Source organism: Streptomyces sp. NPDC048420 (assembly GCF_040651535.1).
Taxonomy (GTDB): Bacteria; Actinomycetota; Actinomycetes; order Streptomycetales; family Streptomycetaceae; genus Streptomyces.
On record NZ_JBEZKG010000013.1, the window covers coordinates 187594 to 212020 of the forward strand.

Genomic DNA, 24427 nt, shown 5'->3' on the forward strand with positions numbered 1-24427 from the left:
ACGGCCAGGATCTCAGCCAGCTGTTCCTGGTCGGCCGCCTGCAGGAGGTGTTGCAGCGGCAGGCCCAGATCCTCCAGTCGGGGGCGGCGGATCTCGGCCGGCCCGTCCGGCGGCGGCGCGCAGCAGCGCGGCGCGTTCGGCGTCGGCGCCCTTGAGCCGTTCCCAGCTCAGGCCCCGCTGCGTGTACTCGTGGTCGAGCAGATACACCAGCCGGTTCGGCGGGTCGAGGTCCCGCATCGCGTAGCGCGGCTTGGCGGGCGTGCCGAAGTGCTGGTCCAGGCAGCGCGCCAGCTCGGTGAGCGGTCCGGAGGCGGGCGCCGAAGTCCCGGGCTCGGCGAGCAAGTTGAAGGTGAGGGCCACCCGGTACCCTTCGCGTCGGCCTCGAGTGCGGCGTAGAAGTCGTCTCCCGAGCCGTCCTCGCGCTGTCCGGCAGCGACCAGCCAGGGCAGGTCCTCCTCAGTCCAGACCGCGCCTCGCCAGCGTTGGACCTTGACCTTGAACAGGACCTCGCCGTCGATCGACCGGATCCTCCCCCAGACTGCGTCCGGGGGGACCCCCAATGGCCGGTCTCGTCCTCATCGAACTGATCCCGGGCCTTGGCCAGGATGGGATGGTCGATCTCGTCGAGGGGCTGGCGGGCGGAGGGGAGCGGTAGCTTGAGGTCCTCGCGCAGCGTGCGGAGGGCGGGGCGGGCGGGATGCACGGATCAGTCGTCCTCGCCCACTCCGCCGAGCTCCTTGAAGCGCTCGGGCGACAGCCCGGTCAGCAGCGAGACGCTCGATTCCAGCCCTCCGTCGAGCCTGCGCATCTTCTCGAGCATGTTCGCCCGGACCTCTTCGCGGCGGATCTCCAGGTAGACGCGCACGGCTTCGGCGACGAGGTCCTTCTTTGTCATGCCGAGGAAGTGCGCACCGTCGGCGATCAGCTCGTCTATGGCCGCATCAACCTTCAGAGGCGCCGTCCGGCCCCCCCGCGCCGCTTCTCATCCGTGATGTTCACCATCCACCCTGATACTCCTGTCCTCCGTCGTTTGGGTATCACTCGGGGTGCGACGTGCAGTCATGGGAAGACGCTGCCACGGTTCAGGCCGTACCTCTTGCCCGCCCCCGATCGGGCGCTGCGGTCCTCCGTCCGGGTGACCGCGCCGTGCTGCGGCACATGCGGCAGGTGCGCAAGGAGGACGCCGCGCGGGGAGAGGTTCCCGGGCGTAGGTTCGAAGTACCGGCCGCGAAGGCGGTGAAGCATGTTCGAACTGCGGATCTGGTTGCTCGGAGGTTTCGGGGTGCAGGTGGGCCCACGGGAGATCGCCGACGAGGAGTGGCGGCTGCGGAAGGCGAAGACTCTGGTCAAATTGCTCGCCCTGGAGCCGGGCCATCGGCTCCACCGCGACCAGGTCTTGGACCTGCTGTGGCCGGAGTTCGATGCCGCGACCGGGGACAGCCGGCTGCGTAAGGCGCTCCACGAGGTCCGCCACACCCTCGATTCCGATCCGGCGGCCACGTATCGCTACCTGGAATCCGGTGAGCGGCTGGGGCTGTACCGGGCTGCGGCCTGGGTCGATTTCGAGGCATTCGAGGACGCGGCGCTCCGCGACGAGGACGCGGCGGCGGAGCACGCGCGTCGCCGAGCGAGTGGCGGGCCTGTTCCAGAGCTCCGCGGGGAGGGCGATGGCCGAGACCGCCTCCGGTGCGCCGGCCGAGGCGGGGGAGAGGGAGGCGACCAAGGCCCGGCGCGGCGTCTGGCGGCGGCGCGGTTGTACGGCAGCCCGGCAGCCGTGCTGGGCCGCCCGATCGAAGGTGAGGGCCGCGCTCGCGGATCCCCGGCCGTCGGCGGACCGGGGGCTGCCGGCCGATGCGGCCGCCACCTTCGAGGCGCTCGGCGCCGAGCGGCGGCTGCGGGCGCTCACCGGGGGAGCACAGCACGTCGGCCGGAGGTGAGCGAGATGACCGGAACCCTGCTGCCACGGGAGCCCGATACCCTGACCGCCGATCCCTACAACGCCCAGACGCCACCGGCCGCGCTCACCGAGTGGATCACGCCCGTGGACGCGTTCTTCGTCCGCGACCACTTCGGCATCCCCCGACTGGAGCCGAGCCGGTGGCGGCTGAGTATCGGCGGCCTGGTGCAGGAGCCCTACGAACTCGGCTACGACGAACTGCTCACGCTGGAGCGGCGGGAACTCGACCTCGTACTGGAATGCGCCGGCAACGGACGCACCCTGATGACCCCGCCGACGCCGGGGCTGCCCTGGAGCGAGCGGGCGGTGGGCTGTGCCCGGTTCGCGGGCGTGCCGTTCCCGGCGGTCACCGCACGGGCCGGGGTGGATCCGCGGGCGGTCGAGTTCGTGTTCACCGGCGCGGACTCCGGTCAGGCACACGGCCACCCGGTGGCCTTCGAACGCAGCCTGCCGCTGGATGCCGCGCTGCACCCGGACACGCTGCTCGCCACCCATATGAACGGCGTGCCGCTCACCCCACGCCACGGAGCTCCGGTACGGCTCGTGGTCCCCGGCCGATACGGGGTGGCGGACGTGAAGTGGCTGGTCGGGGCGCGGGCCGTGGCCGAGCCGTTCACCGGGGTGTTCCAGACCGACGACTACGTCTACCGCGAGGCGCTCGGCACCCCCGACCGCCCGGTCGCGACCCTACGCGTCAAATCCCTGATCACCGCTCCGCGACCGGACGCGGCCCCGGCGCTCGGTGCTCCGCTCACCATCCGGGGCTGGGCCTGGTCGGGCGGCGCCCCGGTGCGGCTGGTCCTGATCCGGACGGACGCCGCCGACTGGCGCGAGGCCGAACTCGCCTCGCCGAGCGGACCGTACGCCTGGACGGGATGGTCGCTGCGCTGGACCCCGCGGCGGCCCGGGCACCACCGGCTCCTGGCCCGCGCGACGGACGCCCACGGCGAGACACAGCCGCTGACGCCGCAGTGGAACGCCCTGGGGTACGGGTGCAACGCGGCGGCGAGCGTGGAAGTGGTCGTCCGACCACCGGGGAACGCCCGGGGAACGACGGCCGGACAGGCAGGCTGACATGGACGAGTACGAGATCGGCATCATCACCACCGCCCCGCTCGGCGACACCAGCTACCTGCTGGTCAGTGGCGACGAGGCCGCCCTGGTCGACCCCCAGCGGGACTGCTGGGGCCTGCTCGCCGACTGCGACTCCCGCGGAGTACGCGTCCGGTACGTCCTGGAGACCCATGTGCACAACGACTACGTCTCCGGCGCCATGGAGGTCCGGGCCGTCACGGGCGCCACCGTGGCCGCTCCGGCCCGGGCCGGATACGCCTTCGACCACCTGCCGATGGCCGAGGACGACGAGATCGCCGTCGGTGACCTGCTCGTGCGCGCCATGGAGACGCCCGGGCACACCGCCGAGCACACCTCCTACCTGGTCTTCGGCGCCGGCCGGCTCGCGCCGGAGGCCGTCTTCACCGGCGGCAGCCTGCTCGTCGGCGGCTCGGGCCGCACCGACCTGTCGGGCGCGGACCGCACCGAGAGCCTCGCCCACGCGCAGTTCCGCTCACTGCGGCGGCTGGCACTACTGCCGGACGCCACCCGGGTGCTGCCCACGCACGGAGCCGGCAGCTCCTGCGCCGCGGGCCCGGCCTCGGCCGACCGGACGACGACCGTGGGCGCCGAGCGGCGCGTCAACCCGGCGCTGGCGGCGGACGAGGAGGAGTTCGTCAGCGAGCGGACCCACCTGCCCGCGTACCCGGCGTACTACCGGCACATGGCCCCCCTCAACCGCACTGGGCCCACCGTGCTCGGCGGTCCGCCGCCCGGTGCCCGGCCGCTCACGCCGGACAGCGTCGCCCGGCTGGCCGCGGGCCGGGCGCTGGTGGTCGACGCCCGCGACCGACGGGCCTTCGCCGCTGCCCACCTGCCCGGTTCGCTCAGCAACGAGCTGGACGACAGCTTCGCCGCCCTGATCGGCCAGGTCGTGCCCTTCGGCACGCCGCTGGTGCTGGTGTTGTCGGAGCCCGTCGCCGACGCGGCGCACGAGGCACTGACCCAGCTGCTGCGGATCGGCTACGAGCAGGTCGAGGGCTACCTGGAGGGCGGAATCGAACGCTGGCAGACCGAGGGCCGCCCGGTCGGCTCCTTCCGTGCCGCAGACGTGAGCGAACTGTTCGTGCCCCGCCCACAGGTGCGGATCCTCGACGTCCGCTCCCCGCACGAGCCCGGGACCATCCCGGGGGCACTGGCCATTCCGGTCGGCGAACTGCCTTGGCGGCTCGCCGAGATCCCCAGGGACCGCGAGGTGTGGACGGTCTGCGGGCGCGGGCGGCGGGCGGCCGTCGCGGCCAGTCTGCTCGACCGGGCGGGAATCCCGGTGACGGCGGTGATCAGGGGCGGAGCACGGGACCTGATGAAACAGATGAACAGATGGCACAGCTGACACGGATGACAGTGACATCCGAAAGGAGAGAATGATGAGCACCGACGGCTACGCACACCCGGAGACACTGGTCAGCACGGACTGGCTGGCCGACCACCTCGACGACAAGACAGTGCGGATCATCGATGTCGACGAGGACACCGGTGCCTACGACAACCGCCACATCCCCGGCTCCGTCGGCTGGAACTGGACGACCGACCTGCACACCGAGGTCGGCCGGGACTACCTGGACCGAGCCGGCCTCGGCGGGCTGCTCGGCGCGGTCGGCGTGGCGGACGACACCACCGTCGTGCTCTACGGCGGCAACAACAACTGGTTCGCGGCGTACGCGTACTGGCTTCTGCGGCTGCGCGGTTTCAACCGGGTGAAGCTGCTCGACGGCGGCCGCAAGAAGTGGGAGCTGGAGAACCGTCCGATGACCCAGGAGGTGCCGGACCACCCGCGCACCGCCTTCGAGGTCACCGGGCCGGAACACCCGGAGATCCGCGCGCTGCGCGACGAGGTACTGGCCAAGGAGGACACCGGCATCGGCCTGGTGGACGTACGCTCCCCCGAGGAGTACCGGGGCGACAAGCTGGCGCCCCCGCACCTCCCGCAGGAGCAGGCGCAGGTGCCCGGCCACATCCCGCACGCGGCGAACATCCCCTGGGCGCAGGCCGCGAACGACGACGGGACCTTCAAGTCCGCGGTCCAGCTGCGCGAACTGTACGAGACCAAGGGCATCGTCTCCGACCGCGAGGTCATCGCGTACTGCCGTATCGGCGAGCGCTCCTCGCACACCTGGTTCGCGCTGCACGAACTGCTCGGCTACTCGGACGTCAAGAACTACGACGGCTCCTGGACCGAGTACGGCTCGCTCGTGGGCGCACCGGTCGAGATGGGCAGTGGGTGACGGCGGCTGAAGTGAACGGTTTGGCGGCACGTCTGCCGTCAGGCCGTTCGTGCTGTGGTGGCTGATCAGACGGCGCGTACGAGCCCGTAGGCGCCGCCTTGCATCTCGGCGCAGAGCGCGCGGCAGCTCCCGAAGTGCTCCACGGACTCCGACCGGAAGTAAGACAGTTCCGCGAACGCACCCTGCCAGGCGCCTCGCTGCGGCAGACTCATCGTCACGGCCTTCGCGCTGATCAAGTGCCTCTGTGACGGAGCACGGCATCAGACGGAGGCCGCCCCCATGTCCGGCGAACAGACACAACCCAAGACAAGTTCGAGGCTCGTTCGACGGCGGACGACAAACGCCAAGTCAAGGGCTTGCCGGGAACCAACACGCCGATTTGATCTTGGTGTTGTCTGCGGCGAGGAATCTGGTGATGTCCGCTGGTGTGCGGAAACGGGCTGTTGAGGCACGGGTACAGATGCCGTGGGCCCCGCCGCCGCATGGCGGCCTGAGTGCACCGACTCTTTTACTCGGCCGAGTACCCTGAACACCGACCTCGAAGAACGACCCGTCGCACGCCGCTCAGGGGCTCCGCAACTGGGGGTCAAGGGGTCGCAGGTTCAAATCCTGTCGTCCCGACTTTTCGAAGTCGCAGGTCAGGGGCCGTTTCAGAGGAGATCTGGAACGGCCCCTTGATCATTTTTGGGGACCAGTTGGGGATCAGCGCACCTGACCGGGGGTGAAGCGCACATTGACCCAGTCAAGGTGCGCCAAGCGGTCCGTTGACGTGCGCGCTTTTTCGCCCGTGGACGGCGCACCCGAACCTCCGTACCATCCATCCGCAGCTCGACGCCCTCAGCCGCGGCATAGGCGAAGACATCCGCCAGCGTGCGAAGCCGCACGTCGGGACAGCCGATATGTGCTTGATCTTGCTTTATGTGGCCTTTAGTGTTCGCTGGGAGGGAAACGCTGCGAGGTCCGAGTCCCGTGCCACCGTCCGGAAGCGAGGTGTGGAGCGCGTGCACGCGAGGTGCGGCTGCCGGCCCGTTTCGGGTCAGAAGGGACGTCCCAGAAGGACACGATGGCTGCGGGTGTTCGCCGTACTGCCGTTGCTGGCGTCGGTGCTCGCCGCTTGTGGCAGTGACGAGGGCTCCGGTAGGCCCACCCTCAACTGGTACAACTTCCCCGACGACTCCGGTGCGCTCCAGAAGGCGGCCGACCGGTGCAGCCAGGCGTCGGGCGGCCGTTACAGGATCAGCTACAACAAGCTCCCGCGTGCTGCGGACGGCCAGCGCCAGCAGCTTGTCCGCAGACTTGCCGCTGAGGACGACTCGCTCGACATCCTGGGCCTGGACGTCACCTGGGCGGCGGAGTTCGCCGAGGCACGCTGGATCCGGGAATGGACGGGGACGGCGAGGCGGCAGGCCGTAGAGGGCACTTTGCGCGTGCCGCTGCAGACCTCGACCTGGAAAGGCAATCTGTACGCCGTCCCGTACAACACCAACACCCAGCTCCTGTGGTACCGCAAGGACCTGGTGCCCACCCCACCCAGGACCTGGGCCGAGATGCTGGACATGGCCGGCGCCCTCGCCCGGCAGGGCAAACCGCACTTCGTGGAGATCCAGGGCGCCCAGTACGAGGGCCTGACCGTCTGGTTCAACACGCTGATCAACAGTGCGGGCGGCTCCATCCTCAACGCGAGCGCGACCGAACCCTCCCTCGGTCCTCCTGCCGTGCGGGCCGCCGGGATCATGCGTGATCTGGCGAAGTCCCCGGCCGCGGACCCCTCTCTGTCCAACCAGATGGAGGACCAGAACCGCCTCGCCATGGAGTCGGGGGCGGCGGCGTTCGAACTCAACTACCCGTTCGTCTATCCGTCGATGAAGGCGAACAACCCCGCACTGTTCAAGAACTTCCGCTGGGCGCCGTACCCCCGGGTCGACGCGAACCGCCCGGCACGGCCCACCATCGGCGGCATCGATCTGGCCGTGAGTACTTACTCACGCCACCCCGACCTGGCCTTCGAGGCGGCGCTGTGCCTGCGCAACCGGGACAACCAGCTCACCGCCGCGCTCGAGGGCGGTCTGCCGCCCACCCTGCGCGCCCTGTACGACGAGCCCGCGTTCATGAAGGAGTACCCCTTCTCCGGGGAGGTGCTGGCCGCCCTGGAGTCGGCGAGCGTGCGCCCGATCACTCCGGTCTACCAGAACGTGTCGATCGCGGTCTCCCACACGCTGTCTCCGCCGTCGGGGATCAAACCGGAGAGCTCCGTCGACACCATCAGGGAGCAGATCGACGATGCCCTGCGATCCGAGGGTGTGATCCCGTGAACCACCTCATCCCGCACCACTCCGTCAGCCGGCGCCGCAGCGCGCGGGCCTCGTCCTCGGACGGCCTGAGATGAGCACGCGGGCGCAACCGGCCGGAGCCCCGCCGCCCCCCGAGGCGGAGACGGAGCAGGCGGAGCCGGACCGGGCGGCACTCTCGGCGGGCGCCAGGCAGGAGCGGCGGCTCGGCTGGCTGCTCTGCGCGCCCGCGGTCGTCGTCATGATCGCGGTGACCGCCTACCCCATCGGGTACGCCGTCTATCTGTCCCTCCAGCGGTACGACCTGCGCTTTCCCGGACAGGCGGAGTTCGTGGGCCTGAGCAACTACGGGGCGGTGCTGTCCTCCCCGTTCTGGTGGGACGCCTTCTGGGTCACGCTGTTCATCACCGCCGTGTCCGTGGCGATCGAACTGGTCCTCGGAATGGGGCTCGCCCTGGTGATGCACCGCACGATCTTCTGGCGCGGCGTCGTCCGCACGTCGGTCCTCATTCCGTACGGGATCGTCACCGTGGTCGCCGCCTTCTCCTGGCAGTACGCCTGGACCCCGGACCTCGGGTACCTCGCCGAGTTGCTGCCCAGCGGAGAGGCCCCGCTGACCGAGCAGTGGCCCGCCCTCTGGCTGATCATCCTCGCCGAGGTGTGGAAGACGACGCCGTTCATGGCCTTGCTGCTGCTCGCGGGCCTCGCGCTGGTCCCCGAGGAGACCCTGAAAGCGGCCATGGTGGACGGTGCCACAGCCTGGCAGCGCTTCACCAAGGTCATGCTGCCGCTGATGAAACCGGCCATCCTGGTGGCACTGCTCTTCCGCACACTGGACGCGTTCCGGATCTTCGACAACATCTACATCCTGACCGCGGGCGCCCAGGGGACCGGCTCCCTGTCGATCCTCGGGTACGACAACCTGTTCACCGCGCTGAACCTGGGTATCGGGTCGGCGATCTCGGTCCTGATCTTCATCTGCGTCGGGATCATCGCCTTCGCCTTCGTCAAAATGTTCGGCACTGCAGCACCGGGCGCGGAGGTGAAGCGCTGATGGCTGCGGCGGGAAAGACGCATGCCGCCCGATGGGGTGTCATGAACGTGGTGGTGGTGCTGTACGCCCTGTTCCCGGTGTGGTGGATCGCCGCGCTGTCGTTCAAGGACCCCACCACCCTGACGGACGGCAACTACATCCCCACGGACTGGACCTGGGCGAACTACCGGGGCATCTTCGAGACCGCCGAGTTCACCCGCGCGCTGATCAACTCGATCGGTATCGCCCTGATCGCCACGGTGATCGCGGTGGCGCTGGGCACCATGGCTGCCTATGCGGTGGCCAGGCTGCGCTTCCCCGGCAAGCGGGTGCTCATCGGCATGTCACTGCTGATCGCCATGTTCCCCCCGATCTCCCTGGTGTCACCACTGTTCAACATCGAGCGGATCATCGGGATCTTCGACACCTGGATCGGGCTGATCATCCCCTACATGACCTTCTCCCTGCCGCTCGCGATCTACACCCTGTCGGCCTTCTTCCGGGAGATCCCCTGGGATCTGGAGAAGGCCGCCAAGGTCGACGGGGCGACGCCCGCGCAGGCATTCCGGATGGTCATCGTGCCGCTGGCCGCGCCGGGCGTGTTCACCACGGCCATTCTCGTGTTCATCTTCTGCTGGAACGACTTCCTGTTCGCGATCTCGCTGACGTCCACCGAGTCCGCGCGCACAGTGCCGGCCGCGATCGCGTTCTTCACCGGAAGCTCCCAGTTCCAGCAGCCCACAGGGTCGATCGCCGCCGCCGCTGTGGTCATCACCATCCCGATCATCGTCTTCGTCCTGTTCTTCCAGCGGCGGATCGTCGCCGGACTGACCTCCGGGGCGGTCAAGGGGTGAACGGGCCGACCGCGGCAGACAGGCCACCGGTCCGAGACACCGACCGCAGTGCTCGGAGCCGGAAGGCATGAAGGCAAGGAGGCACCATCCATGGCCGAGATCATCCTCGAGGGAGTCACCAAGCGTTTTCCCGACGGGGCCCTCGCCGTGAAGGACGTGGACCTCGAGATCGCCGACGGCGAGTTCGTGATCCTGGTCGGCCCGTCGGGATGCGGCAAGTCCACCACCCTGAACATGATCGCCGGACTTGAGGACATCACCGAGGGCACCCTGCGCATCGGAGACCGAGTCGTCAACGACCTGGCTCCCAAGGACCGCGACGTCGCCATGGTGTTCCAGAGCTATGCCCTCTACCCGCACATGAACGTCCGGGAGAACATGGGCTTCCCGCTGCGCCTGGCCAAGGTGGACAAGGACTCCATCAACGCCAAGGTGACGGAAGCCGCCCGGATCCTCGACCTCACCGAGCACCTGGACCGCAAACCCGCCAACCTCTCGGGCGGTCAGCGCCAGCGGGTGGCCATGGGGCGCGCGATCGTCCGTGATCCCAAGGCGTTCCTGATGGACGAGCCACTGTCCAACCTGGACGCCAAACTCCGGGTACAGATGCGCACTCAGATCTCCCGGCTGCAGCGGAGCCTCGGCACGACCACCGTGTACGTCACCCACGACCAGACCGAGGCGATGACGCTCGGCGACCGCGTCGTGGTCATGAGACAGGGCCTGGTCCAGCAGATCGGCACACCTGCCGAACTGTACGACTTGCCACGCAACATCTTCGTCGCGGGCTTCATCGGCTCCCCGGCGATGAACTTCCTGAACGCCACTTTGGAGGCCAGCGCCCTGCGCTCGCCCCTGGGCGACCTGACCCTCGACGACCGTACGAGGCAGGCGCTGGAAAGGCAGAACGCACCCCGCGAGGTCATCGTCGGGCTGCGACCGGAGGCATTCGAGGACGTGGGCCTGTCACACGACCGGGCCCGGACGGGCCCGGTCTTCACCGCAACCGTGGAGGTACTGGAGTCGCTGGGCTCCGATGTGTATGTCTACTTCACCGCGGAGGGCGGGCCCGCGACGACCACCGAACTCGAGGAGCTCGCCAAGGACTCGGGCCTGCGCGACACCGGCGCCGACACCCAACACATCGTGGCCCGCCTGGACGCCGCCACGCGTGCCCGCGAGGGCGAACCGGTAGAGCTGCAGGTCGACATGGCCAAGGCTCACGTGTTCGACCCGGCGACCGGAGCGAACCTTACGCATCCAGTGAGGGCGGACTGACGATGCACATCACAGGGCGCGATCCGCAGCCATGCACCCGGCGACTCAAGAGGCGGCTGGTCTTTGTCGACTGCGCAGGCGTCCGGAAAGGATGGGTTCCCTGTGTGGGTGGCGCGTGGTGTCAGGCGCCACCGGCGGCCGGTGTAAGGCGCTCTTCTGAAGCGGCTTGGGGACCAGTTGGGGACCACACGGTGTGCGCGATGGTGCACGGAAGGGCTATCGGCGCACAACACACGGCCGAATTACGTCTGTTATGTGCCGATAATGTAGGTGACCCGCACTTCTGGGGGTCAAGGGGTCGCAGGTTCAAATCCTGTCGTCCCGACGGTGCGAAGGGTCTTCGCGGGCGAGAGCCTGTGGGGGCCCTTTCGTATGGGTCCGGTGGACGTCCGGCGGAAGCGGACGGGCCGCGGTGTCAGTGCCGGGTGCCATGATCCGTCCATGCTCTACGACACCCTGGAGACGGACCTCGTCGGCCGGCTGACCCGTGCGCTGACCGGCCCGGACCTCGCGATCGAGATCCCGCACGACGAGCTGTCGCAGCTGTCCGACGAGCAACTCGGGACGCTCCTGCCGGAGGCCCACGCCGTGCGCCTGTCCGCCGATGAGCCGTCGGCGCGGCTCGCCCACGCGGTCGAGCGCGCCACCGGGGACCGTCGGCTGCTACACCCCCGAGGCGTGCCGCCGGATGTTCGAGGTGCTCGTGGAGCGGAGCGAGGAGCGCGTCCGGGCGGACCTCACCCTGGGCCCGCAGGCGCTGGAGCAGTGCACCGGTCCGCTGCCCGACGTGTCCGGCGTGGTCAGGGCTCTGACCGAGGCTTTTCTGGCCCGACGCCGCCTGTCCCAGATGCTCGACCTGATCGCGGTCGTCCGGCTCGCGGGCGGGACCACACCGCACAGGGTCGTGGAGCGTCTCGCCCGCGAGGGGATGAGATCGCGGTCGTCGTCGGGCTCGGCCCGGCCGGTCAGGGGCTGCTGTCCGAGCTGGACCGGCAGCACAGGCTCGCCGAGAGTCCGAAGCTCGCCGGACTCACTGAGCCACCGATGCCCCGCCGGATCAGTCCGGCACCCGAATCCCCTCTCGGGCCGGTTCCGGGCGGTGGATGCCGCGGGGGCGGTAGCCGAGTTCGTCGGAGCGGTCGAGTAGGTCGGCGAGGTACCAGATGATGGCCAGCCACATCTCCGTGCCCTGGAGTCCGGGCTCGGGGCCGGGGCCGACGGTGCCCGGGCCGAAGCCGAAGCCCCGGCCGTCCTGCCAGCGCGGCAGGACCGCGGCCAGCTGCCGCGCGGCCCAGTCGCGGATCTCGGCGGAACGGTAGCCCGCGGCGCCTCCACCGAGCTGTCGGGTGCACAGCCACAGCGGGTGGGCGACGTCGAGCACATTGCAGGCGTTCTCCCGGCCTGAACCGAAGTGCCGGGCATCGCGCGCATGGTCCAGGACCGCGTCCACGACCCGCTCCGGATGCGGTACCGGCAGCCCGAACTGCGCGAACGATCCCCGTGTCAGCCGGTAGTAGCCGTTGACCACCTGGAGCCGCCCCTCCTCGGCCGAAGGGCTGCCCCACATCCCGGTCCACGGGTCGGCCCTGGTGAGCAGCCAGCCGAACAACGACTCCGGCGCCCCGTCACCACCGTGGCCGTGCCGCAGGTTCCAACGGGCCGCCGTGGCCCAGGAGTCGACCCAGGCCCCGGCACCCCAGGCACCCGTACGCCAGGGCAACGCCTCCAGTCGGGCCACTAGTTGACGTGCCGTCATGTCACGTACGCCGGACACCGGATGGGGGAACTCCCCGCCCAGCAGATCGAGCGCGTAGCCGACGCACAGCACATGATAGAGCGCGGCTCCCTCACCGATGAACCCGTCGGCCTCGGCCGCGGGCGACGGTTCGCCGAACTCCGGCACCAGACCGCTCTTCGGATCCTGGAGCCCGGTCAGCCGTCGCACGTGCTCCTCGGCCGACAGCTGCCCCGGCACGGATCCCAGCAACAGGTCGGCGATCTCCACGGCATCGCAGTGGGCCCGCACGGTGGGCGCGACACCCGGACGGTCGACGTACCGCTCGCCGTCCCAGCACCGTTCCAGGAGAGCGGCGGCCTGGGCGCGGGCGGTGTCGGCGAAGGCGGTCAGGGCGCTCGCCGGGTGGTTCACGGACGTACGACCACCTCCGGACCGTGTCCCGGGCGCAACCGCCGCCCCCGCCCCCGCGGTCCGCCCCTCCCGCCGGTCCCGCAGCACCCGAGCCGGATTCCCCGCCGCCACCGACCATGCCGGCAGGTCCCTCGTCACCACCGACCCCGCGCCGATCACACAGTGGTCGCCGATCGTCACGCCGTCCACGATCACCACATGGGAGCCGATCCAGACGTCGTCGCCGACCCGGATGCCCCGAGTGGTGAGCGGCTGCCGGAAGACAGGCCGGTCGGGGGCCATGGTGTGGTTGAAGCCGAGCAGCGAGGTGTGGGCGCCGACGCGGACGCCGTCGCCCAGGACGACGTTCCCGCGCACCGTGGTGAACGGGTTCAGCGTGCAGTCCGAACCGGCGCTCAGTTCCCCGGTGATGTAGGCGTGCGCGGCGATGTACGAGTCGTCCCCGAGCCGCAGCCGGTCCGGGAACACCGCCGCGGACTCGGCGACGTAACACCGCTCACCGATCTCCGTGTCGCCGCCGAGCGCCCGCTGCACCTCCCGCTGGGCGGCGCGCTGTTCCTCCGTCGCCTCCTCGGTGAAGAGCCAGGGACAGTGGTCGAAGTGCCGTGCGGACGGCTGCCGCGGATGATCCATACGCGCACGTTAGGCACAGTGGGGCCCGCCGGGGAAGGGGTGCCGTGTGCGACGCGGCCGAGCTCGAAATGGTAGAAGCGGGTTATGACCAACTCGCTCTTCCCCCGCTTCCGCCCCAGCCCTGCGGGTGTCCGATGACCGAGGGCATCGACACCCCCGACCGCCGCGGCCGCACCGGACTCGACCGCACGGGCCTGGACCTGACCGGCAACCCGCGCGTCAAGGTCCGGGACGTGAAACTGCTGTCCAGCCACTGGTACGTCGAGCGGGCCACGACCTTCGACCTCCAGCGCGCCGACGGCACCTGGAGCACCCAGCAGCGCGAGACCCACGACCGCGGTAACGGCGCCACCATGCTGCTGTACGACACGTACCGCGAAACCGTCCTGCTCACCCGCCAGTTCCGCTTCCCGGTGTATGTCAACGGGCACCCCGACGGACTGCTGATCGAGACCCCGGGCGGTCTGCTCGACGACGAGGACGAGCACCCCGAGATCGCCGTGCGGCGCGAGGTCGTCGAGGAGACCGGGCACACCATCGGGGAGGTCCGGCATGTCTTCGACGTCTACATGAGCCCCGGTTCGGTCACCGAGCGCGTCAGCTTCTACGCCGCGGCCTACGGCCCCTCGACCCGTACCCACGAAGGCGGCGGACTCGACGAGGAGGGCGAGGACATCGAGATCCTCGAACTGCCCTTCCGCAGGGCCCTGGAGATGATCCGCACCGGCGAGATCAATGACGCGAAGACCATCATGCTGCTCCAATGGGCGGCTCTGGAGGGGCCGTTCGCCAAGTGAGCGCAGGTGAGTGCCAGTGAGTGCGCGGGCCCTTGACTTGAAGTGCGCTTCAAGATGAAGACTCCCGTGTGTGCCCCGAAGACGGGTACACACGGGAGGGAATCACCATGAAGTACCGCACCATCGGCACCGCCCCGGCGACCCGTCGAGAGGTCAGCGTCCTCGCGCTCGGCGCGATGCTGTTCGGCTCACGGACCGACGAGGAGACCTCCTTCGCCGTCCTCGACCGTTATGTGGAGGCCGGCGGCAACTTCGTCGACACGTCCGACAACTACGCCTTCTGGGAGGACGGCGGCCAGGGCGGCCAGAGCGAGGAACTGCTCGGCCGGTGGCGCCGCAGCCGCGGCATCGGCGACGAGATCTTCATCGCCACCAAGCTCGGCGCCCGCCCCCTGGCCCCCGGCACGAGCTACATCGACAACGCCGAGGGCCTGTCGGCGAAGGTGATCCGCGAGTCCGCGGAACGCAGCCGGGAACGCCTGGGCGTGGCGAAGCTGGACCTGCTCTACGCGCACATCGAGGACCACAAGGTCCCCCTCCAGGAGACGGTGGAAGGATTCGCGGAGCTGGTGGCCGAGGGCACGGTGGGCCTCCTCGGCGCGAGCAACCACGCGATCTGGCGGGTCGAACGCGCCCGTGCGCTCGCCGCCGCGGCCGGGCTGGCCGGCTATGAGGTCCTCCAGTACGCACACAGCCATCTGCGGCCCCGCACCGACATCCCCGAGGCCCTGTTCCCCGACGGCAGCCTCGGCCACGCCGGCCCCGACCTGCTGAACTATCTGCGGGCCGAGCCCGGCCTGACCCTCGTCGCCTACTCACCGCTGCTGAAGGGCGCCTACACCCACCCGGACCGGCTGCCCTCCGACTTCGACCACCCGGGCACCCCGGCCCGCCTGAAGGTTCTGGGCGAGGTGGCGAAGGAGATCGGCGCGACCGTCAACCAGGTCGTTCTTGCCTGGCAGATCGGCGCCGAGCTCCCGATCGTCCCGCTCGTCGGGATGTCCTCCGTGGCCCAACTGGAGGAGAACCTGGCCGCGGTGGACCTGGAACTGACGCGGGAGCAGCGGGCCCGACTGGACGCGGCCCACTGATCCCGCCGTTCCTCAGGGTCTGACCAGCAGCTGGAAGTCGAACGCGTACCGCGAGGCGCGGTAGATGTGGGTGCCGTACTCGACCGGGCGGCCCGTGTCGTCGTAGGCCGTGCGCTGCATGGTCAGGACCGCTGAGCCCTCCTTCTCGTCGAGACGGGCAGCCTCCTCCGCGGTCGCGGAACGGGCGCCGATGGTCTGGCGGGCGCTGTGCAGGGTGACACCGGCGGTGCGCAGCATGCGGTAGAGGCCGGTGGACTCGAGACGGTCGCTGTCGAGGTCGAGCAGGTCGGTCGGGAGGTAGTTGCACAGCAACGCCACCGGCTCGCCGTGGGTCAGGCGCAGGCGTTCCAGCTGGGTGACCGGGCTGCCCTCCGGGACGGACAGCGCGGCCGCCACGTCGGCGCACGCCGGCACCGTCGCGTTGCGCACGACCCGGGTCGCCGGACCCTGCCCGGCCGCCTCCAGGTCGTCGTAGAGGCTGCTCAGTTCGAGGGGGCGTTTGACCTGGCTGTGCACCACCTGGGTGCCCACCCCGCGCCGGCGGACCAGCAGGCCTTTCTCCACCAGGGTCTGGATGGCCTGGCGGACGGTCGGGCGGGACAGGCCGAGGCGGATCGAGAGGTCGATCTCGTTGCCCAGGAGGTTTCCCGGGGCGAGCACCCCGTGCTCGATCGCCTCCTCCAGCTGCCGGGCGAGCTGGTAGTACAGCGGCACCGGGCTTCCCCGGTCCAGGGCGAAGTCCAGGCAGTCGAGCGCGGGGGCGGACGCGGCACGGGACCTGTCGCCGGTCTTCGCCATGGAGGTACCTCCCTGTGGGGGTCGGGGGCGGGGCGTCACAGATGGGTGCGGCGGGTGGCGACCTGACGGTCGTACTCGGTCCGTGCCGCCGTGGCGGCCTCACGCGACGCCGTCTCGGCCACCGGAACGTCCCACCACGCCTCCGCCGGGGGAGCGGTCGGGGTCGCGGTGTCCGTCTCGACGTACACGCAGGTCGGGCGGTCCGAGGCGCGGGCCGTGGCCAGGGCCTCGCGCAGCTCCCGTACGGTCTTGGCGCGCAGTACGTCCATGCCGAGGCTCGCCGCGTTGGCGGCGAGGTCCACCGGGAGCGGGGCCCCGCTGAAGGTGCCGTCGGCGGCCCGGTAGCGGTAGGCGGTGCCGAACCGCTCGCCGCCCACCGACTCCGACAGGCCGCCGATCGAGGCGTACCCGTGGTTCTGGATGAGGACCAGGTTGATCGGCAGGCCCTCCTGGACCGCGGTGACCAGCTCCGTCGGCATCATCAGATAGGTGCCGTCGCCGACCAGCGCCCACACCGGCGTGTCCGGGGTCGCCTGCTGGACGCCGATCGCCGCCGGGATCTCGTAGCCCATGCAGGAGTAGCCGTACTCCAGGTGGTACTGGCGGGGGCTGCGGGCCCGCCACAGCTTGTGCAGGTCGCCGGGGAGCGAGCCCGCCGCGTTGATCACCACGTCCTCGTCGCCCACGACCGCGTCCAGGGCGCCCAGCAGCTGGGTCTGGGTGGGGACAGCGTTGTCGTCGGCGGCGCCGTAGGCCTGCGTCACCACCTGCTCCCAGTGCTTCTTGCCGGTGCCGTACTCGGCCTCGTAGGACGCGTCCACGCGATGGCCTTCGAGCGCCGACGCGAGCGCTTCCAGACCTGCCCGCGCATCGCATACGGCGGTCCGCGCGGCCAGCTTGTGGGCGTCGAAGGCGGTGATGTTCAGGTTGAGGAAGCGCACGTCCGGGTTCTGGAAAAGGGTGCCGGAGGCGGTGGTGAAGTCGGAGTAGCGCGTGCCCACTCCGATCACCAGGTCCGCGGTGCGCGCGAGGTCGTCGGCGACCGCCGTACCGGTGTGGCCGATGCCGCCGAGGTCCGCGGGGTGGTCGTGGCGCAGGGAGCCCTTGCCCGCCTGGGTGGAGGCGACCGGGATGCCGGTGGCGTCGACCAAGGCCTTCAGGGCCGCCTCGGCCTCGCTGTGGTGGACTCCGCCGCCCGCCACGATCAGGGGGCGGGCGGCGGCCCGGATCACCCGTACGGCCTCCGCCAGCTCCACCGGGTCCGGCGCGGGCCGCCGTACCCGCCACACCCGCTCTGCGAAGAACTCCTCGGGCCAGTCGTACGCCTCCGCCTGCACGTCCTGGGGGAGGGCGAGGGTGACCGCGCCGGTCTCGGCCGGGTCGGCCAGGATGCGCATGGCCTGGAGGGCGGAGGGGATCAGGGCCTCGGGGCGGTGGACGCGGTCGAAGTAGCGGGACACCGGGCGCAGGGTGTCGTTCACCGACAGGTCCGCCTCCGTCGGGTGCTCCAGCTGCTGGAGGAGCGGGTCGGCGGCGCGGGTGGCGAAGTAGTCGCCGGGCAGGAGCAGGACCGGGAGGCGGTTGATCGTGGCCAGGGCCGCGCCGGTGACCAGGTTCGTGGCGCCCGGGCCGATCGACGTGGTGACCGCCTGGGCCGACAGGCGGTTCAGCTGGCGGGCGTGGCCCACGGCCGCGTGGACCATCGCCTGCTCGTTGCGCCCCTGGTGGAACGGCATCGCGTCCTCACCCGCCTCCAGGAGGGCCTGCCCGATCCCCGCCACGTTGCCATGGCCGAAGATGCCCCAGGTCCCGGCGATCAGCCGGTGCCGTACGCCGTCCCGCTCCGTGTACTGCACGGACAGGAACCGGACCAGGGCTTGGGCGACGGTCAGGCGGGTGGTGCTGCTCATCAGGACTTCTCCGGTGCGGTGTGGAGGAGGAGGTGGGGGTGATCGGTGAACTGTTCGGCGATACGGCGGGTCACGGCGAGACGCCGTTCAGGAGAGTGTCGACCTCCGCCTGGGTCGGCATCGCGGACGAGCAGGCGAGGCGGGCGGCGACGTGGGCGCCGGCCGCGTTGGCGTACCGGACCGTCCGCTCCAGGTCCCAGCCGGACAGCAGGCCGTGACAGAGCGAGCCGCCGAACGCGTCGCCCGCGCCGAGGCCGTTGACCACCTCGACGGCGATCGGCGGGACCTCGGCCGTGGTGCCGTCGCGGTGCACGGCCAGGACGCCTTTCGGGCCCTGCTTCACCACGGCCAGCTCCACGCCCGCCGCCAGCAGGGCCTCGGCGCAGGCCCGGGGTTCACGGACGCCGGTGGCGATCTCGCACTCGTCGAGGTTGCCGACCGCGACGGTCGCATGGCGCAGGGCCTCGGTGTAGTACGGGCGGGCTTCGTCGGGGTTTTGCCAGGCTGTGTCACTCCAGAGCGCGGGGCGCCAGTCGAGGTCGAACACCGTGGTGCCCGCCTTGTCGCGGCACTTGAGGGCGGCGAGCGTCGCCGAGCGGCTCGGCTCCTCGCTCAGACCGGTGCCCGTGATCCAGAAGATCCGGGCCGCGCGGATCGCGAAGTAGTCGAGCTCGTCGGTGTGTATCTCCAGGTCAGGGGCCTTGGGACGGCGGTAGAAGTACAGCGGGAAGTCGTCCGGCGGGAAGATCTCGCAGAAGGTGACCGGGGTCGGACAGTCCTCCACCGGTGTCACCCAGCGGTTGTCGACGCCGAACTCCGTGAGGGTCTGGTGGAGATACGTCCCGAACGGGTCGGCCCCGGTACGGGTGATGACCGCGGTGGAGCGGCCGAGCCGGGACGCGGCGACCGCGACATTCGCGGCCGAACCGCCGAGGAACTTGCCGAAGGACCGGACCTGCGCCAGGGGCACCCCCGACTGGAGCGGGTAGAGATCAACTCCGATCCGGCCCATACTGATCACGTCGAAGTGCTGGACTGACTCGGCCATGCGCGACGCTCCTCGGATCCGGCCTGGGACGTGGGGCCCGAAGGGCCCACTGCTTCCCCAGGTGTAGGACCCGAAGGGCAACGCTGTCAATAGTTTGTACTTACATTCGGACCTGATTGTGAAATGATGTCTTAACAAAGTATTGACAGCGGACGCGCCCCGGGGATTGGATTCCGTCCCAACGCAACTGCCGCGTTCTCGATGATCCGCCCCTTTCCCGACGTTCTCCCCGTCGCACAGTGAGGTGCAAGGAAAGATGGACCGCTCTTCTCTCTCCCGTTCGCGGAGATTCGCCCCCGCCGTGGCCCTGGCTGCGGCCGCGGCCCTCACGCTCGCCGGCTGCTCCAGCAGCTCGGGCGGCAAGAAGTCCGAGGAGAGCGCAGACGGCGCCTCTGCGGGCAAGGCCACCACCCCCCGGATGACCATCGCGCTGGTCACCCACCAGTCGCCCGGCGACACCTTCTGGGACATCGTCCGCAAGGGCGCCCAGGCGGCCGCCGCCAAGGACAACGTCAAGCTGGTCTACTCGGCCGACCCGAGTGCGGCCGCCCAGGCCAACCTGGTCCAGAACGCGATCGACCAGAAGGTCGACGGCATCGCGATCACCCTGGCCAAGCCGGACGCCCTCAAGGACGTCGTCTCCAAGGCCAAGGCGGCGGGCATACCCGTCGTCGGCCTGAACTCCGGCGTCAGCGAGTGGCAGAAGCTCGGCCTGATGGAGTTCTTCGGCCAGGACGAGACGGTCGCCGGTGAGGCGCTCGGCAAGCGGCTGAACGACGAGGGCGCCAAGAACGCCGTCTGTGTCATCCAGGAGCAGGGCAACATCGGTCTGACCCAGCGCTGCGACGGTGTGAAGAAGACCTTCACCGGCAAGCTCCAGACGCTGAACGTCAACGGCACCGACATGCCGTCCGTGAAGTCGACGATCACCGCCAAGCTTTCCCAGGACAAGTCCATCGACTACGTCGTCGCCCTCGGCGCGCCCTTCGCGCTGACCGCGGTGCAGTCGGTGTCGGACGCGGGCAGCAAGGCCAAGATCGCCACGTTCGACCTCAACAAGGACCTGACGGGCGCCATCAGCAAGGGCACCATCCAGTTCGCCGTCGACCAGCAGCCCTACCTCCAGGGCTACCTGGCGATCGACTCGCTGTGGCTCTACAAGAACAACGGTAACTACATGGGCGGCGGTGAGCAGCCGGTGCTGACCGGTCCGGCCTTCGTCGACAAGTCCAACGTCGACACCGTGGCCAAGTACGCGGCGAAGGGCACCAGGTGATGGGTATGACCCAGCACGCCGAGCCGGCGGTGACCACACCGCCGGCCTCCGGCCCCGGCAAGGTCAAGGACGGGCGGACCGCTGAACGCCCCCTCGCCATACGCCTGTTGGCCCGTCCCGACGTGGGTGTGTTCCTGGGTGCGGTGGCGGTGTGGGTGTTCTTCCTGATCGCCGCGCCGCCGGTGCGCGAGGGCAGCTCGATGGCGACGATCCTGTACCAGTCGTCGACGATCGGGATCATGGCTCTGCCGGTCGCCCTGCTGATGATCGGCGGCGAGTTCGACCTGTCGTCGGGCGTCGCGGTGATCACCTCGGCGCTGACCGCGTCGATGTTCGCCTTCCAGCTCACCCTGAACGTGTGGGCCGGCGTGTTCGTGGCCCTGCTGGTGTCGCTGGCGATCGGCTTCCTCAACGGCTGGCTGGTCGTGAAGACCGGTCTGCCCAGCTTCCTGATCACCCTGGGCACGTTCCTCATCCTCCAGGGCGCCAACCTCGCCGTCACCAAGCTCGTCACGGACAACGTCGCCACCGACGACATCAGCAACATGGACGGCTTCGCCGGGGCGAAGAAGGTGTTCGCGAACTCCTTCGAGGTCGGCGGGGTCCAGATCAAGATCACGATCGTGTACTGGCTGGTCTTCGCGGCGCTGGCGACCTGGGTGCTGCTGCGCACCAAGTACGGCAACTGGATCTTCGCCGTCGGCGGCAACAAGGACTCCGCGCGAGCCGTCGGTGTGCCGGTGACGTTCACGAAGATCTCGCTGTTCATGCTGGTCGGCTTCGGTGCCTGGTTCGTCGGCATGCACAACCTGTTCTCCTTCAACACCGTGCAGTCCGGCGAGGGCGTCGGCCAGGAGCTGATCTACATCTCGGCCGCGGTGATCGGCGGATGCCTGCTGACCGGCGGCGCGGGCTCGGCGATCGGGCCGGTGTTCGGGGCGTTCATGTTCGGCATGGTCCAGCAGGGCATCGTGTTCGCGAACTGGAACCCGGACTGGTTCAAGGCCTTCCTCGGCGTGATGCTCCTCGGCGCCGTCCTGATCAATCTGTGGGTCAGCCGCGCGGCGACCCGGAGGTGACCCACCCCATGACCAACAGCAACGAAGAAGCCGGCACCCACGGCGCCATCCTCGCCGACACCCCCGACACCGCCCCCGGCACCGACGGAGTGATCGTCGAGCTGCGCAACGCGGGCAAGTCGTACGGCAACATCCGTGCCCTGCACGGGGTCAGCCTCCAGGTCCGGCCCAGCCAGGTCACCTGTGTGCTCGGGGACAACGGCGCCGGCAAGTCCACCCTCATCAAGATCATCTCCGGGCTGCACCAGCACACCGAGGGCGAGTTCCTCGTCGACGGACAGCCCGTACGCTTCTCCACCCCGCGCGAGGCCCTCGACAAGGGCATCGCCACCGTCTACCAGGACCTCGCCGTCGTTCCCCTGATGCCGGTGTGGCGCAACTTCTTCCTCGGCTCCGAGATGACCAAGGGTCCCTGGCCGATCCGCCGCCTGGACATCGAGGCGATGAAGAAGACCGCCGACGAGGAACTGCGCAACATGGGCATCGTGCTCGACGACCTCGAGCAGCCCATCGGCACCCTGTCCGGCGGCCAGCGCCAGTGTGTCGCGATCGCCCGCGCCGTCTACTTCGGCGCCCGCGTCCTGATCCTGGACGAGCCGACCGCCGCGCTGGGTGTCAAGCAGTCCGGTGTCGTCCTCAAGTACGTGGCCGCCGCCCGCGACCGCGGGCTCGGGGTCATCTTCATCACCCACAACCCGCACCACGCCTACATGGTCGGCGACCACTTCAGCGTGCTGCGCCTGGGCACCATGGAACTGTCCGCCTCCCGCGAGCAGATCACCCTGGAGGAGCTGACCAACCACATGGCGGGCGGCGCCGAACTCGCCGCCCTCAAGCACGAGTTGTCCCAGGTCCGCGGTGTCGACACCGAAGCCCTCCCCGAAGAGGACGCCCTCACCGCACCCGTGGCGACCGCGAGCGACGGGAAGTCCTGAGATGGGGGCCCCACTCGACCGCATCCGCGTCGGCTCGGCCCCGGACTCCTGGGGCGTCTGGTTCCCCGACGACCCGGTGCAGGTGCCCTGGGAACGCTTCCTGGACGAGGTCGCCGAGGCGGGCTACTCCTGGATCGAGCTGGGGCCGTACGGCTATCTGCCGACCGACCCGGCCCGGCTCACCGACGAGATCGCCAAGCGCGAGCTCAAGGTGTCGGCCGGCACGGTCTTCACCGGACTCCATCGCGGCCCCTCGGTCTGGGAGTCGACCTGGGAGCACGTCAGCCAGGTCGCCGCGCTCACCCAGGCCATGGGAGCGAAGCATCTCGTGGTCATCCCGTCCTTCTGGCGCGACGACAAGACCGCCGAGATCCTGGAGCCGCCGGAGCTGACCCACGAGCAGTGGGCGCACCTGACCAAGGGCATGGAACGCCTCGGCCACGAGGTCAAGGAGGCGTACGGACTCGACATCGTCGTCCATCCGCACGCCGACACCCACCTCGACACCGAGGACCACGTCGAGCACTTCCTCGACTCGACGGACTCCGATCTCGTCAACCTCTGCCTGGACACGGGTCATTACGCCTACTGCGGCGGCGACAGCGTCAAGCTCATCGAGACGTACGGCGAACGCATCGGCTATCTGCACCTCAAGCAGGTCGACCCGGAGATCCTCGCGGACGTCGTCAAGAACGAGGTCCCGTTCGGTCCGGCAGTGCAGCGCGGGGTGATGTGCGAACCGCCGTCCGGTGTCCCCGAGTTGGAGCCGGTGCTGGTCGCGGCGCAGAAGCTCGGCGTGGAGCTGTTCGCCATCGTCGAGCAGGACATGTACCCGTGCGAGCCGGACAAGCCGCTGCCGATCGCGGTGCGCACCCGCAAGTTCCTGAGGTCCTGCGGCGCCTGAAGGGGATGACCATGACCGAGCGAGGCACCCTGGGCGTCGCCGTCATCGGCACCGGCAAGATGGGCGCCGACCACGTCCGCCGTATCGGCGAGGCCATCAGCGGCGCCCGGGTGAGCGCCGTCGTGGACATCGACGCGGAACGCGCCAAACAGGTCGCCGCCCGCGTGGACGGCTGCACCGCCTACACCGACCCGGCCTCCGCGATGACGGCGGCCGACGTCGACGCCGTCCTCATCGCCTCGTCCGGGCCCGCCCACGAGGCGGCGCTGCTCCAGGCACTCGAGCACGACCTGCCGGTGCTGTGCGAGAAGCCGCTCACCCCGGACGCGGCCTCCGCCCTGCGGGTCCTGGAGGCCGAGCGGCGACTCGGGCGCCGGCGCGTCCAGGTGGGCTTCATGAGGCGCTACGACGCCGAGTACATGAAGCTCAAGTCCTTGCTGGAGACAGGCCAGTTGGGGCGGCCGCTCATGCTGCACAACCGGCACCGCAACGCGGCGAGTCCGCCCTTCTTCACGAGCGACATGCTGATCAGCGACTCCGTGGCCCACGAGACCGACGTGACCCGCTGGCTGCTCGGACAGGAGATCACGGCGGTCACGGTGCTGCGGCCGACCCCGTCGGTGAACGCCCCGGACGACCTCCAGGACCCGCAGTTCGTCGTCTTCGAGACCGACGGCGGGGCCCTGTCCGATGTGGAGATCTTCGTCAACTGCGGCTTCGGCTACCAGGTCCAGGCGGAGGTGGTCTGCGAACGCGGCACCGCCCGCGTCGGCGACGGCCACGCCATGGTCACCAACATGGCGGGGCGTTGGGGCGGCACCATCGCCCAGGACTTCGTCGAACGCTTCGCCGACGCCTACGACAGCGAGGTCCAGGCCTGGGCCGACGCCACCCGCCGCGGCGAGGTCACCGGCCCGAGCGTCTGGGACGGTTACGCCGCGGCGGCCGTGTGCGAGGCGGGCGTACGGTCGCTGAACGAGGGCGGCCGGGTGCCGGTGGAGCTGGTGGAACGGCCCGCGCTGTACGGCTGACTCCCTGCCGTACGGAGGGAGTTCGGCG

22 protein-coding genes and 1 pseudogene are annotated in these 24427 nt (G+C 69.8%); 15 read left to right on the plus strand and 8 right to left on the minus strand.

Features of this window, described 5'->3' with window-relative positions; all coding sequences use genetic code 11:
* Positions 1 to 12 precede the first annotated feature (12 nt).
* Both AB0D34_RS25695 and AB0D34_RS25700 read right to left on the minus strand, forming a co-directional pair.
* Positions 13 to 360, minus strand: coding sequence for a hypothetical protein (locus AB0D34_RS25695; protein WP_362665171.1), 348 nt, complete (start codon positions 358 to 360; stop codon positions 13 to 15).
* Positions 361 to 706: 346 nt separating this feature from the next.
* Entirely contained in the window at positions 707 to 895 is a 189-nt protein-coding gene (locus AB0D34_RS25700; protein ID WP_362665173.1) for a hypothetical protein, read from the minus strand.
* A gap of 772 nt (positions 896 to 1667) precedes the next feature.
* On the opposite strand from AB0D34_RS25700, the gene AB0D34_RS25705 reads away from it, so the two are divergent.
* From AB0D34_RS25705 to AB0D34_RS25720, 4 genes are read left to right on the plus strand one after another with little or no spacing between them, the layout of a single operon-like run.
* Positions 1668 to 1937, plus strand: coding sequence for a hypothetical protein (locus tag AB0D34_RS25705; RefSeq protein ID WP_362665175.1), 270 nt, complete (start codon positions 1668 to 1670; stop codon positions 1935 to 1937).
* A 5-nt stretch (positions 1938 to 1942) separates the two neighbouring features.
* Entirely contained in the window at positions 1943 to 3031 is a 1089-nt protein-coding gene (locus AB0D34_RS25710; protein ID WP_362665177.1) for a sulfite oxidase, read from the plus strand.
* 1 nt (position 3032) lies between these two features.
* Entirely contained in the window at positions 3033 to 4403 is a 1371-nt protein-coding gene (locus tag AB0D34_RS25715) for an MBL fold metallo-hydrolase (RefSeq protein ID WP_362665179.1), read from the plus strand.
* A gap of 34 nt (positions 4404 to 4437) precedes the next feature.
* Positions 4438 to 5295, plus strand: a complete 858-nt coding sequence (locus tag AB0D34_RS25720; RefSeq protein ID WP_362665181.1) for a sulfurtransferase — start codon at positions 4438 to 4440, stop codon at positions 5293 to 5295.
* A 65-nt stretch (positions 5296 to 5360) separates the two neighbouring features.
* Here the strand turns inward: AB0D34_RS25720 and AB0D34_RS25725 are convergent, their stop codons facing one another.
* Both AB0D34_RS25725 and AB0D34_RS25730 read right to left on the minus strand, forming a co-directional pair.
* On the minus strand, positions 5361 to 5507 hold the full coding sequence (locus AB0D34_RS25725; RefSeq protein ID WP_362665183.1) for a hypothetical protein: 147 nt from the start codon (positions 5505 to 5507) through the stop codon (positions 5361 to 5363).
* Positions 5508 to 6083: 576 nt separating this feature from the next.
* A pseudogene (locus tag AB0D34_RS25730) lies at positions 6084 to 6185 on the minus strand (IS5/IS1182 family transposase); the annotation flags it as partial.
* A gap of 177 nt (positions 6186 to 6362) precedes the next feature.
* Between AB0D34_RS25730 and AB0D34_RS25735 the strand changes: the two are divergent.
* The 4 genes from AB0D34_RS25735 (at position 6363) to ugpC (ending at position 10748) form a co-directional block, all read left to right on the plus strand.
* Positions 6363 to 7607: an ABC transporter substrate-binding protein gene (locus AB0D34_RS25735; protein WP_362665437.1), complete on the plus strand. Its 1245-nt coding sequence runs from the start codon at positions 6363 to 6365 to the stop codon at positions 7605 to 7607.
* A 70-nt stretch (positions 7608 to 7677) separates the two neighbouring features.
* On the plus strand, positions 7678 to 8637 hold the full coding sequence (locus AB0D34_RS25740) for a sugar ABC transporter permease (RefSeq protein ID WP_362665185.1): 960 nt from the start codon (positions 7678 to 7680) through the stop codon (positions 8635 to 8637).
* Positions 8637 to 9470: a carbohydrate ABC transporter permease gene (locus AB0D34_RS25745; RefSeq protein ID WP_362665187.1), complete on the plus strand. Its 834-nt coding sequence runs from the start codon at positions 8637 to 8639 to the stop codon at positions 9468 to 9470. Before AB0D34_RS25740 ends, AB0D34_RS25745 begins: the two co-directional genes overlap by 1 nt.
* Positions 9471 to 9560: 90 nt before the next feature.
* Positions 9561 to 10748 carry a sn-glycerol-3-phosphate ABC transporter ATP-binding protein UgpC gene (gene ugpC / locus AB0D34_RS25750; RefSeq protein ID WP_362665189.1) on the plus strand — a complete coding sequence of 396 codons (1188 nt, stop codon included), beginning with the start codon at positions 9561 to 9563 and terminating at the stop codon, positions 10746 to 10748.
* A gap of 1057 nt (positions 10749 to 11805) precedes the next feature.
* On the opposite strand, the gene AB0D34_RS25755 is transcribed toward ugpC, so the two are convergent.
* The gene (locus tag AB0D34_RS25755) at positions 11806 to 13530 is read right to left on the minus strand and encodes an acyltransferase (RefSeq protein ID WP_362665191.1); all 1725 of its coding nucleotides are present in this window, start codon (positions 13528 to 13530) and stop codon (positions 11806 to 11808) included.
* A 134-nt stretch (positions 13531 to 13664) separates the two neighbouring features.
* Between AB0D34_RS25755 and AB0D34_RS25760 the strand changes: the two genes are divergently transcribed.
* Both AB0D34_RS25760 and AB0D34_RS25765 read left to right on the plus strand, forming a co-directional pair.
* Positions 13665 to 14327: an NUDIX domain-containing protein gene (locus AB0D34_RS25760; RefSeq protein WP_362665193.1), complete on the plus strand. Its 663-nt coding sequence runs from the start codon at positions 13665 to 13667 to the stop codon at positions 14325 to 14327.
* Positions 14328 to 14434: 107 nt separating this feature from the next.
* The gene (locus AB0D34_RS25765) at positions 14435 to 15418 is read left to right on the plus strand and encodes an aldo/keto reductase (RefSeq protein WP_362665195.1); all 984 of its coding nucleotides are present in this window, start codon (positions 14435 to 14437) and stop codon (positions 15416 to 15418) included.
* A gap of 12 nt (positions 15419 to 15430) precedes the next feature.
* Here the strand turns inward: AB0D34_RS25765 and AB0D34_RS25770 are convergent, their stop codons facing one another.
* The 3 genes from AB0D34_RS25770 to iolC all read right to left on the minus strand — a co-directional run bounded on the left by AB0D34_RS25770 (position 15431) and on the right by iolC (position 19174).
* Positions 15431 to 16216, minus strand: a complete 786-nt coding sequence (locus AB0D34_RS25770; RefSeq protein ID WP_362665197.1) for a GntR family transcriptional regulator — start codon at positions 16214 to 16216, stop codon at positions 15431 to 15433.
* A 35-nt stretch (positions 16217 to 16251) separates the two neighbouring features.
* Positions 16252 to 18126 carry a 3D-(3,5/4)-trihydroxycyclohexane-1,2-dione acylhydrolase (decyclizing) gene (iolD, locus tag AB0D34_RS25775; protein ID WP_362665199.1) on the minus strand — a complete coding sequence of 625 codons (1875 nt, stop codon included), beginning with the start codon at positions 18124 to 18126 and terminating at the stop codon, positions 16252 to 16254.
* Positions 18127 to 18196: 70 nt separating this feature from the next.
* A complete protein-coding gene (gene iolC / locus AB0D34_RS25780) occupies positions 18197 to 19174 on the minus strand; it encodes a 5-dehydro-2-deoxygluconokinase (protein ID WP_362665201.1) in 978 nt (325 codons plus the stop codon).
* Between the two features lie 256 nt (positions 19175 to 19430).
* Between iolC and AB0D34_RS25785 the strand changes: the two genes are divergently transcribed.
* From AB0D34_RS25785 to AB0D34_RS25805, 5 genes are read left to right on the plus strand one after another with little or no spacing between them, the layout of a single operon-like run.
* Positions 19431 to 20450: a sugar ABC transporter substrate-binding protein gene (locus tag AB0D34_RS25785; protein WP_362665203.1), complete on the plus strand. Its 1020-nt coding sequence runs from the start codon at positions 19431 to 19433 to the stop codon at positions 20448 to 20450.
* On the plus strand, positions 20450 to 21529 hold the full coding sequence (locus AB0D34_RS25790) for an ABC transporter permease (RefSeq protein WP_362665205.1): 1080 nt from the start codon (positions 20450 to 20452) through the stop codon (positions 21527 to 21529). The genes AB0D34_RS25785 and AB0D34_RS25790 overlap by 1 nt, the downstream gene beginning before the upstream one ends.
* A gap of 8 nt (positions 21530 to 21537) precedes the next feature.
* Positions 21538 to 22464, plus strand: coding sequence for an ATP-binding cassette domain-containing protein (locus AB0D34_RS25795; RefSeq protein ID WP_362665206.1), 927 nt, complete (start codon positions 21538 to 21540; stop codon positions 22462 to 22464).
* A 1-nt stretch (position 22465) separates the two neighbouring features.
* A complete protein-coding gene (locus AB0D34_RS25800) occupies positions 22466 to 23368 on the plus strand; it encodes a sugar phosphate isomerase/epimerase (RefSeq protein ID WP_362665208.1) in 903 nt (300 codons plus the stop codon).
* An 11-nt stretch (positions 23369 to 23379) separates the two neighbouring features.
* Positions 23380 to 24399, plus strand: a complete 1020-nt coding sequence (locus AB0D34_RS25805) for a Gfo/Idh/MocA family oxidoreductase (RefSeq protein WP_362665210.1) — start codon at positions 23380 to 23382, stop codon at positions 24397 to 24399.
* Positions 24400 to 24427 lie beyond the last annotated feature (28 nt).

Coding starts and splice junctions, on each gene's coding strand:
- AB0D34_RS25700 (WP_362665173.1), bottom strand. CDS start 895: ATGACAAAGAAGGACCTCGTCGCCGAAGCCGTGCGCGTCTACCTGGAG.
- AB0D34_RS25705 (WP_362665175.1), top strand. CDS start 1,668: ATGGCCGAGACCGCCTCCGGTGCGCCGGCCGAGGCGGGGGAGAGGGAG.
- AB0D34_RS25710 (WP_362665177.1), top strand. CDS start 1,943: ATGACCGGAACCCTGCTGCCACGGGAGCCCGATACCCTGACCGCCGAT.
- AB0D34_RS25715 (WP_362665179.1), top strand. CDS start 3,033: ATGGACGAGTACGAGATCGGCATCATCACCACCGCCCCGCTCGGCGAC.
- AB0D34_RS25720 (WP_362665181.1), top strand. CDS start 4,438: ATGAGCACCGACGGCTACGCACACCCGGAGACACTGGTCAGCACGGAC.
- AB0D34_RS25725 (WP_362665183.1), bottom strand. CDS start 5,507: ATGAGTCTGCCGCAGCGAGGCGCCTGGCAGGGTGCGTTCGCGGAACTG.
- AB0D34_RS25740 (WP_362665185.1), top strand. CDS start 7,678: ATGAGCACGCGGGCGCAACCGGCCGGAGCCCCGCCGCCCCCCGAGGCG.
- AB0D34_RS25745 (WP_362665187.1), top strand. CDS start 8,637: ATGGCTGCGGCGGGAAAGACGCATGCCGCCCGATGGGGTGTCATGAAC.
- ugpC (WP_362665189.1), top strand. CDS start 9,561: ATGGCCGAGATCATCCTCGAGGGAGTCACCAAGCGTTTTCCCGACGGG.
- AB0D34_RS25755 (WP_362665191.1), bottom strand. CDS start 13,530: ATGGATCATCCGCGGCAGCCGTCCGCACGGCACTTCGACCACTGTCCC.
- AB0D34_RS25760 (WP_362665193.1), top strand. CDS start 13,665: ATGACCGAGGGCATCGACACCCCCGACCGCCGCGGCCGCACCGGACTC.
- AB0D34_RS25765 (WP_362665195.1), top strand. CDS start 14,435: ATGAAGTACCGCACCATCGGCACCGCCCCGGCGACCCGTCGAGAGGTC.
- AB0D34_RS25770 (WP_362665197.1), bottom strand. CDS start 16,216: ATGGCGAAGACCGGCGACAGGTCCCGTGCCGCGTCCGCCCCCGCGCTC.
- iolD (WP_362665199.1), bottom strand. CDS start 18,126: ATGAGCAGCACCACCCGCCTGACCGTCGCCCAAGCCCTGGTCCGGTTC.
- iolC (WP_362665201.1), bottom strand. CDS start 19,174: ATGGCCGAGTCAGTCCAGCACTTCGACGTGATCAGTATGGGCCGGATC.
- AB0D34_RS25785 (WP_362665203.1), top strand. CDS start 19,431: ATGGACCGCTCTTCTCTCTCCCGTTCGCGGAGATTCGCCCCCGCCGTG.
- AB0D34_RS25790 (WP_362665205.1), top strand. CDS start 20,450: ATGGGTATGACCCAGCACGCCGAGCCGGCGGTGACCACACCGCCGGCC.
- AB0D34_RS25795 (WP_362665206.1), top strand. CDS start 21,538: ATGACCAACAGCAACGAAGAAGCCGGCACCCACGGCGCCATCCTCGCC.
- AB0D34_RS25800 (WP_362665208.1), top strand. CDS start 22,466: ATGGGGGCCCCACTCGACCGCATCCGCGTCGGCTCGGCCCCGGACTCC.
- AB0D34_RS25805 (WP_362665210.1), top strand. CDS start 23,380: ATGACCGAGCGAGGCACCCTGGGCGTCGCCGTCATCGGCACCGGCAAG.